The sequence below is a fragment of the Magnetococcus sp. PR-3 genome (genome assembly GCF_036689865.1).
Classification (GTDB): domain Bacteria; phylum Pseudomonadota; class Magnetococcia; order Magnetococcales; family Magnetococcaceae; genus Magnetococcus.
This window is the reverse complement of the sequence record NZ_JBAHUQ010000040.1, coordinates 44,193-53,271: the sequence shown is the minus strand read 5'-3', so window position 1 is coordinate 53,271 and position 9,079 is coordinate 44,193. Positions and strand designations below refer to the sequence as shown.

Below are 9,079 nucleotides of genomic sequence, written 5' to 3'. Positions count from 1 at the left end.
GCACACAATCAAAAAAGGGAGGCCAACTGGCCTCCCTTTAATTTCCTTCACCAAACCACCATCCCCAACGGGCAGAGAACCATTTAACAGCCTTACCCATAGCGCTGTAGGCTTAAGATGGTATGGATCATCGCACCATGACGCGGATATTACGTTTACCGCGGCGTATGGTCAGCAGCATCTTACGGGTGTCTGCCTCTAAATGGCTGGCGACATCTGTCATCTTTTTTACCGGGCGTTGATTAATTTCTACAATACGATCCCCTGAACGCAAACCAATACGGGAAGCCATACTGCCGCGACGTACTTTGACCACAACAATACCTGGCTTTTCATCCCCCTCTTGACGCTCCAGAACCGCCCCGTCCAATCGGGATGACAAACCCTTGCCTTGCACCCGTTTACGTTTGGACTCCGCCACCACAGCTCGGACCGTACGACTACGGCCATTGCGAATACGGGTCAGTTCAACCTCTTCCCCCACCCGTAGCAGGCCAACCAAGTTACGTAGATGCGCCGCATTGCGTACCGAGTGCCCATTCACCTTGGAGATGATATCCCCGACCTTCAAGCCTGCTTTTTGTGCGGCTGAACCACGGGTCACACGGGTAATGACACTGCCCTTTTGATGGTCCAGACCAAAAGCTTGGGCCAGCTCTGGCGTTAGATCCTGGCTAGAGATACCTAATAGCCCCCGCCTAACCTCACCATACTCAATAAGTTGAGCCATTAACTGCTGGGCCATATTGACAGGGATGGCAAAGCCAATGCCTACATTACCGCCACCTTTGGCTAAAATAGCGGTATTAATGCCAACCAGCTCGCCACGTAAATTGACCAGTGCCCCACCAGAGTTGCCGGGGTTAATGGAGGCATCAGTCTGAATAAAGTCCTCATACCCTTTAATCCCCAACCCTGAACGGCCCAGCGCACTCACAATGCCTGAGGTAACCGTCTGCCCCAAACCAAAGGGATTACCAATGGCCACCACAAAATCCCCAACCCGCAACTTGTCTGAGTTGCCTAAAGGCAAGGCATGTAGTTTATCGGCTTTCACCTTAATCACCGCCACATCAGTGGCTGGGTCGGCCCCTACCTTTTTGGCATTAAGCACCCGCCCATCCCGCAGCGTAACGGTGATCACCTGCGCTTTATCAATGACATGATGGTTGGTTAAAATATAGCCGCGTTTGGCATCAACAACGACACCAGAGCCCAAAGAGCGGGTCTTCTTAGCACGGCGCGTACTAGGCAGATCAAAAAAGTGCCGGAAAAAAGGGTCACTTAACAAAGGAGTCTGTTCAACAACCCGGCCCGAGGTTGCGATATTGACCACCCCTGGCGTTGTTTTTTCCAGCATATCTGCCAAGGTAGGCAGCTTATTACCATCCACCGAAACCGGCCAAGCACCGGCCTGTACCGTACCACTGGCAACCAACCCCCATAACAAAAAGGCCCATACGCCCAACCGTATCTCTACTTTTCCCCTCATGGGAAACCGCTCCCTTTATCTGTTCAGACCATGCGTAGTGGTGCCACAGCCCCATGGGCACGATACGCAACCAAATCAGCCAAAATTAAATCATGATCAAAAGCCAAGGCCACACCAGGCGCTGTCGGATCAACCACACGGATATTTTTGGCATCATCCGCAGCCTTGGGTTGACCTGTGGCTTCAGCCACGTAGACCATACTACAGGTGTGTAAACGGGGGTCCCGCTTGGGATCTGAATAAACCCCCAACAGTCCGGTTAGCGTGACATCCAAACAGGTTTCCTCTTTGGCTTCGCGTATGGCCGCAACCTCGGCCCGCTCACCACGATCCACAAACCCACCAGGCAAGGCCCAACCATGTGGGGGGTTAACCCGTTCAATCAACACCACAGGGCTCCCCGGTTGGTCCACCATTTGGATCAGAATATCCACCGTCACATATGGGGTCTCAGGGGACCAAGTCATAACGCGCTACTCCGCTACACAGCGTGCATTAAAGATTGTTTCAAACGCAGCCACCATGCGTTTTTCCAAAGCGTCACGGGTGACCTCAACCCCCTCTGCAACCAATGAAGTCACCGGCCTGCCAGGCTGACCGCAGGGGACAATACCACCAAAATGGCTAAGATCGGGTTCCCGGTTCAGGCTTAACCCATGCATAGAGATACCCCGTGTTACCCGGACACCGATGGAAGCAATTTTGGCATCACCCACCCAGATACCTGGACCGGCATCATCATTACGCCCGACCAGCCCATAGGATTCTAACACGGTGAAAACCATACGTTCCAGGCGGTCAACATGGGTACGCACCGCATGCTGATTGGGCCTTAAATTCCAGAGCACATAAGCCACCAACTGTCCGGGCCCATGATAGGTAACCTGACCACCCCGATCGGTACGGATGGCAGGAATATCAGGCCGTAACACATCGTCTGGTTCAGCCCGCTTACCCAACGTATAAATAGGCGGATGCTCCACTAAGATCAACGTATCTAAGCGGTGCCCTTCATGAATCGCTTTAACCCAGGCTAACTGTTGATCCCAAGCTTGCTGATAATCCCACCCATCCCGCTTAACCAGAACAACAGGACGTGGTTGGCTCATTCGGTCACACCATGCAACGCACTGGCATGAAAGGATGAACGCGCCAATGGCGAACTGGAAACCCGCTTAAAACCCATTTGAGTCGCTTGCGCCCCCAGATATTCAAACCGCTCAGGCTCCCAATATCGAACCACCTCATGATGTTCAGGACTTGGACGTAGATATTGACCCACGGTTAAATAGTCAACATCCGCACGGCGCAGATCTTCAAACACCGCCAGAACCTCTGCTTCATCTTCACCCAACCCCAACATAATACCGGATTTGGTCACCCCTTTTGGGTTGAGCTGCTTGGCACGTGCTAACACGTTCAGAGAGTATTCATAGCTAGAGACAGGTCGAACATTGGCGTAAAGGCGTGGCACTGTCTCTACATTGTGGTTAAACACATCCGGTCGAGCTGCAACGAGCCGCTCTAACGCCCCCTCTTTATGTCTAAAATCAGGGGTCAACACTTCAACAGAAGCCTCTGGCAGCAAGCGACGCAACGCTTGGATACAGGCGATAAACTGTTCGGCACCGCCATCGTCCAGATCATCTCTATCCACAGAGGTAATCACCACATGTCTAAGTGACATACTTTGGGCGGTCAGTGCCAACTGGTGGGGTTCTTCTGGGTTGGGCGGCAAAGGTTTGCCTGTTTTGACATTACAGAAACGACAACGGCGGGTGCAGGTATCCCCCAAAATCATAAAAGCTGCACTGCCTTCATGCCAGCACTGCCCAATATTGGGGCATGTGGCCTCTTCACACACGGTGTGTAACCCCCCCTCACGCATCATCCCTTTAAGCTTGAGATATCCTGGCGAGGTAGGGGCTTTGACTTTGAGCCACCGAGGTTTCCCGGATGGCAGGTGGGTCTTTGGATCAACTCCGCTACTCGACTCCGATTTTGGAGAAGAATTTTTTGCGGATCTTGGCATTATAGGCCTCCCATTTCATGGCCGATAGATCAGGGTCATCGGTACCGGAGAGGAAACCCAGTGGGATCTCGAACCCTCCAGCCATCGCTTTACCGCCCCCATAATACGCACCTGTGTGGGATTGACCCAAGGCCTCTTTTAGAAAACTGTCAGGGCTTAAGGAGTGTTTGGTCGTCCGCAAACTGCCTTGCACCGATTCATGATTATCGGCATGGGCAACCAAACCAAAGACAATGGCGGTATGCACGGTCTCTTCTGTTAATAAAAACTCAGCAGCTTGGGGAATCGCATCCCGATCTTCTGCACGGATCGCCCCAACCCCTGATAAACAGATCCCTTCCCGCGTGGTCCGGTTGGCCAGTGATTGACGAATCACCTCCATAACCCGGTGGCTACGCTGTTGGTGCATAATCTCGGTGAGCATATCACTGTCACACAGAGGCTGTAGATAGCTGGCAGCCTCAAAATCCTGCTGGTTCGCCTCAATCATCGCTCCCGTGTCGGAAATAATACCGTGCATCAAAGCGGTTGCTAAACGGCGATGTTCAGGTTTACTGGTCTTCAACCCCACCAGATCATCCATAAAATAGCTGGTCAGGATTGATGCACAGGCCCCTATTTTTCGTAAGTCTGAAAAAAGAGGGGTGAGAAAATTTTGGTTGGCGTGATGATCCATCACCGCCACTGTCGGCACACCGGCCTCTTTTAAAGGGAGTGTCAGGTTGGAGGTTGTGCCCTGATTATCCACAAAAACAGCACCCTGATAACGATTATGGTTGAGCACGTTATAATCGATAATCTGAATCAGCTCCAGATCCAGCAGATTAATCAAGGCGATGTTCTCTTGGTGACTAATACGCCCCCCATAAATGAGCTCAGTCTCTATCCCAAAAGCCTCAGCAATAATGGAGTAAGCAAAGCCACAGGAGATGGCATCTGGATCGGGGAAATCCTGCAAGACAACAGCATGACGATCCCCTTCACAGCTTAAGAGAAGCTCGCGAAGTGCTTCGGTTTTGGTAATGGTCTCTTCATTCATCTTTTACAGCCCCCTACTGGCCAGAAAGATGTTCATTTGGAACAGACAGTACTCCCATACCCGAACCTTATATTTTAATTGGGTACAGTTTACCCCCTTTTCAAGACGAGAGGGTATGAAAAAGCCCTTTTTGACCGATTGGTTGCCAAGAGGCAACGCAACGTCATACAGTATCCCATCGGTTTGAACTGAAAATCTGATAAGTACGCGAAGGTTTTTCGCGTCTAAGCCGTTTATAGCTACGAGGGAGAGGTAATATGGCCACCACTGCACGGGTCAAATGGGTTGAAGGCATGCAAATGTTGGGAGAGTCCGGCTCCGGTCATCCTGTAGTGATGGATGCCAGCGAGGCGGTTGGTGGCCGGGATATGGGGGTACGCCCCATGGAACTGCTGCTCATGGGCATGGGCGGGTGCAGCTCTATTGATGTACTTAACATCTTGAAAAAAGGCCGCCACAAGATCAGTGATTGTGTGGCCGAGCTGCAAGCCGAGCGTGCAGAAACCCAACCTTCCGTATTTACCCAGATCCAATTGCACTTTACCATTACCGGTCAAGGTGTTCCTGAAAAGGCGGTCCAAAGGGCCATTGACCTCTCCATGGAGACCTACTGCTCAGCTTCCATCATGCTGGGTAAAACCGCACAGATCAAAACTTCCTTCGAGATCGTCGAAGCCGAATCATAAGAAATTGGAGAATCAAGATGCAGGTTGTTTCCCGTTTACTGTTGTCCCTGACCTTAATGCTGGGGTTGATCACCACCGCCCAAGCAGCTGATGACCATGACGATTATTACAACATTCGCCCCATTGTACCCCTACAGGGTGAAGGGCCTGAAATTGTCGAGGTATTCAACTTCCATTGCCCCCATTGTAATGATTTTACCCGGTACTGGAGAAGTGGGCACACCACTATAAGAGCGCCGGCAAAGGCAAAGTGACCATGCGTAGCATGCCTGTGTTCTGGGGCACCCAACCCGACACCCCCGTACGTGCTTACTTTGCGGCAGAGTTTATGGGTGTGGGTGAACAAATGAAGCGTGCCATCTTTAAAGCCAATTTTGATGACAACCGCTACAAGATTGATGATGAAGATGACATCCTGAAAATTGCCGCAGAAGCAGGGATTGATGCCAAAAAACTGGAAGATGCCATGGATAGCTTTGCTGTGTTTGGCAAAGTGGCCCAGGTTAATGGCTTAGCCCGCCAGTATGGCGTGACAGGGACACCTTCTGTCGTGATCAACGGTAAATATCGTGTGGTGGCCCATGGCAACTATGACAAAGCACTTAAGTCTATTGAGATGTTGCTGTCAAAATGAAGATCCTGGTTCCCATTAAACAGGTCACCGACCCTGCCTCTCCGGTTCGCCTGAACCGGGATGGCAGCGGTGTGGATAACACCGACAGCAAAATGGTGATCAACCCCTTCGATGAAATTGCCCTCGAAGCGGCGATGCAGCTTAAAGAGTCAGGCCATGCCAGTGAGGTGATCGTCTGCACCATTGGCCCAGAGTCATGGAATGACTCTTTACGCACAGCCCTGGCGATGGGGGCCGATCGGGCTATCCGCGTGAATGGGCCGCTCCATCTTGAACCCCTGGCCATTGCCCGCCTACTGGCCAAACTTGCACCTGAGCAGGATTGCTCCCTGGTACTGGCGGGCAAACAGGCGGTTGATAGTGACGATAATCAGGTCGGCCAAATGGTGGCTGGGTTGCTGGGGTGGTCCCAGGCAACCTTTGCATCCCAAATCACCCTACAAGAAGACATCCTGCGGGTGGAACGAGAAACGGATAGTGGTAGAGAGACCCTAACCCTACCTCTACCCGCGGTCATAACCACAGACCTGCGTCTAAACACCCCTCGTTATGCCAGCTTACCTAATATTGTAAAGGCCAAACGCAAACCTTTGGATCAGATGGAAGCGACGGATCTAGAAAGCCCATGCACACCCCAGTGGCACGTTGTTGAAACCCAGCCACCTACCATGCGCCCCATGGGCCGGGCCGTGGCTTCTGTTGATGAGCTACACCAGATACTGCTCAAAGAGGGATTAATTCATGGCGGATGAGACCATTCTGGTGGTAGCAGAGCTACAAGGGAACCAGTTAAACCCAGCCACCGCACATGCCGTTGCAGCCGCTCAACAGATTGCCCCCAGTTGCACACTGCTGGTTGTTGGCCCTGTAACGGATGAGGTTTTACAGACAGCAGCCAGCCTTGATGGGGTCTCTCACGTTCATCATCAACCCGCCGCGCTGGAGATCTGTACCGCAGAAAACCTAGCACTGGTCATTCTAGAGCGGTTTAAGGCACTACAAGCCAGCCACCTGTTTATGGCTGAATCCACCTGGAGTAAGGATTTACTCCCGCGCATCGGGGCGCTTTTGGGGGTGCAACCACTAACGGGCGTTGTCTCGATTTTGGATGCACAAACCTTTATCCGCCCAACCTATGCCGGCAATGCCCTGGTGACACTACGCTGCCAGGAAGGCCCCGTCTTGGCCACGGTTCGCATCACAGCCTTTGCCGCCGTCGATCATACAGACAAGCCATCTCCCGTCATCAACGGTCCAGCCATAGAGGCCACCCACGCCACACGGTTGGTTGAAATCTCCCAATCGACCAATGAACGGCCAGATCTACGAAGTTCGGCTATTGTTGTCTGTGGCGGACAAGCGCTCGAAAAGGGTGGAGACTTCACCCCCATTGAACAACTGGCGGATGCCCTAGGTGGTGCCGTCGCAGCAACCCGTTCTGCGGTGGATGCAGGCTTGGCTTCTAATGATTTACAGGTGGGACAAACGGGAAAAGTGGTCGCCCCTAAGCTCTATGTTGCCGTGGGGCTTTCAGGTGCCATTCAACATCTCGCGGGTATGAAGGATTCTGGCTGTATTGTCGCCATTAACTCAGATCCTGGTGCCCCCATCCATGCGGTTGCCGATTATCGACTGGTTGCCGATCTCTATGAGGCACTCCCCCAGTGGCAACGCCACCTGGGCTAACCACACCCGACGCGACACATTAAGAAGGGGCTTTTATTCCGCTGATTGACGTAGCCTGATCAGTGCCTGAGTAAAATGCCCCTTCTTAACTGGCTTAAGTTCTCTTCAACAAACACCAATCTCAGCTCCCTCCATACACCGATCAAGGCTGATGGTCATTGGGTACACGGGCAGACTCTTAGACACAGGCCCCCGTAGACCCATCCCTTACAAGACCTCTGCAAGCCATTATTTTTTCATGAATGCTAAAGATCTTTGATCCCTGCCATGGCCTCCTCTGCGCCCTTTTCAACCCACGCCACCTTTTTTGCAAGACGAAGCAACCTTTCCTGGTCGTTTATATCCAATCTCTTAATCTAAACAAATCTTACCACAGCAGGGCATAACACCTCATGATAGGAGAGCAAAGCATGCTATGGTGGTATTTGCTTTGATCCCGCTGTTTTGTACGGCATTTAACCGGTAGAGATGACAGTTTCATGAGCATCATCGATATACAACCAGAAGAGAGTGATCGTTGGAGCTGCGCCAAGGATGCGGTTTGCCAAATTTCCTGTCCTGGGTCCAGTGCCTGCGATGAGTATGAAGAGACCCTTTATGCTCGGATGCTACGCTTTGAAGCATTGATCGATCTTGCCTGGGAAGAGGGTATGCAGCACACACCCAGCGACATGGACGACATGTTGCGGGATACCATCCATGAAACCATACAGATGCTTGACGATGGTATTATCAGTGTCGTTGCCATCAACCCATTGCGGGAAGATGCCCGCTATCATTGGGCCGTCAATTGGTGGATCAAACGGGCTCTGGTTATCTATGACCGGCTTATCCCCAACCGTATGCTGGGGGATAGTCTGGAATCAAAAAGTATCATGGATCCTGGCCGTACCTACTACTGGGACAACCGTCACCTTAAGTTCAGCAACTGGACCGATGAGCAGTTTCAAGCCGCTAAGATCATTGTGGCTCCCCCAGCCATTGCCCAAAGAGGCTGCTTTTTAGGGCCAAAGACCATGCATAAAGGGATCCGGGTAGAGATGGGTGCTTACATCAGCTCGGATGTTCTCATTGACGATGGTGCCATGGTTGGTTCCTGCGCCCATATTGGTATGGGTGTACAGATCTCTAAGAACGCTACCGTTGGTGGGGCTATGCGCCCTGTGGAACTGATGCCAGCGGTGATTGAAGACCGTGCCTACATTGGCTCTTTTTCCAAGGTTTCAGCAGGCATGATTATTGGCAGTCAGGCTATTTTGGCTGGAAGCGTGGACCTGGAACGAGAAATCCCCATTATTGATGAGGTCAAAGGGGAGGTCTACCGCGGGTATGTCCCCCCTGGCGCACTGGTCGTGACCAAGCGTCATGAACAGACCGGACTTAACCTGCCCCACATTGTCTACTATCGCGGCCCGGATGAATCACGCTACGCAGCGCGGGATATCCTGAACAACTTCTACCGTAATGTTCAGGTTTTTTAGCACGTCACCCGTACAAAACATGGCGCCCC

General features: G+C 52.0%; 11 protein-coding genes. 6 read left to right on the top strand and 5 right to left on the bottom strand.

The window, feature by feature from the left end; genetic code table 11:
• Positions 1–127: 127 nt before the first annotated feature.
• The 5 genes from V5T57_RS18460 to V5T57_RS18440 are packed head-to-tail and all read right to left on the bottom strand — an operon-like array spanning position 128 to position 4,563.
• Positions 128–1,492: a DegQ family serine endoprotease gene (locus V5T57_RS18460; RefSeq protein ID WP_332892736.1), complete on the bottom strand. Its 1,365-nt coding sequence runs from the start codon at positions 1,490–1,492 to the stop codon at positions 128–130.
• Between the two features lie 23 nt (positions 1,493–1,515).
• Complete coding sequence (locus V5T57_RS18455; protein WP_332892735.1) at positions 1,516–1,959, bottom strand: NUDIX domain-containing protein; 444 nt, start codon at positions 1,957–1,959, stop codon at positions 1,516–1,518.
• Positions 1,960–1,965: 6 nt separating this feature from the next.
• Positions 1,966–2,601, bottom strand: a complete 636-nt coding sequence (gene lipB, locus V5T57_RS18450) for a lipoyl(octanoyl) transferase LipB (RefSeq protein ID WP_332892734.1) — start codon at positions 2,599–2,601, stop codon at positions 1,966–1,968.
• A complete protein-coding gene (gene lipA, locus V5T57_RS18445) occupies positions 2,598–3,524 on the bottom strand; it encodes a lipoyl synthase (protein WP_332892733.1) in 927 nt (308 codons plus the stop codon). The genes lipB and lipA overlap by 4 nt, the downstream gene beginning before the upstream one ends.
• Positions 3,478–4,563 carry a DHH family phosphoesterase gene (locus tag V5T57_RS18440; RefSeq protein WP_332892732.1) on the bottom strand — a complete coding sequence of 362 codons (1,086 nt, stop codon included), beginning with the start codon at positions 4,561–4,563 and terminating at the stop codon, positions 3,478–3,480. The genes lipA and V5T57_RS18440 overlap by 47 nt, the downstream gene beginning before the upstream one ends.
• 257 nt (positions 4,564–4,820) lie before the next feature.
• On the opposite strand from V5T57_RS18440, the gene V5T57_RS18435 reads away from it, so the two are divergent.
• From V5T57_RS18435 to V5T57_RS18410, 6 genes are all read left to right on the top strand, one after another.
• Positions 4,821–5,249 carry an OsmC family protein gene (locus V5T57_RS18435; RefSeq protein ID WP_332892731.1) on the top strand — a complete coding sequence of 143 codons (429 nt, stop codon included), beginning with the start codon at positions 4,821–4,823 and terminating at the stop codon, positions 5,247–5,249.
• A 17-nt stretch (positions 5,250–5,266) separates the two neighbouring features.
• A complete protein-coding gene (locus V5T57_RS18430) occupies positions 5,267–5,503 on the top strand; it encodes a hypothetical protein (RefSeq protein WP_332892730.1) in 237 nt (78 codons plus the stop codon).
• Between the two features lie 2 nt (positions 5,504–5,505).
• Positions 5,506–5,883: a DsbA family protein gene (locus V5T57_RS18425; protein WP_332892729.1), complete on the top strand. Its 378-nt coding sequence runs from the start codon at positions 5,506–5,508 to the stop codon at positions 5,881–5,883.
• The gene (locus V5T57_RS18420) at positions 5,880–6,635 is read left to right on the top strand and encodes an electron transfer flavoprotein subunit beta/FixA family protein (RefSeq protein ID WP_332892728.1); all 756 of its coding nucleotides are present in this window, start codon (positions 5,880–5,882) and stop codon (positions 6,633–6,635) included. The genes V5T57_RS18425 and V5T57_RS18420 overlap by 4 nt, the downstream gene beginning before the upstream one ends.
• On the top strand, positions 6,625–7,569 hold the full coding sequence (locus V5T57_RS18415; protein ID WP_332892727.1) for an electron transfer flavoprotein subunit alpha/FixB family protein: 945 nt from the start codon (positions 6,625–6,627) through the stop codon (positions 7,567–7,569). The genes V5T57_RS18420 and V5T57_RS18415 overlap by 11 nt, the downstream gene beginning before the upstream one ends.
• A 479-nt stretch (positions 7,570–8,048) precedes the next feature.
• Positions 8,049–9,050, top strand: coding sequence for a 2,3,4,5-tetrahydropyridine-2,6-dicarboxylate N-succinyltransferase (locus V5T57_RS18410; protein ID WP_332892726.1), 1,002 nt, complete (start codon positions 8,049–8,051; stop codon positions 9,048–9,050).
• The last annotated feature ends 29 nt before the right edge of the window (positions 9,051–9,079 follow it).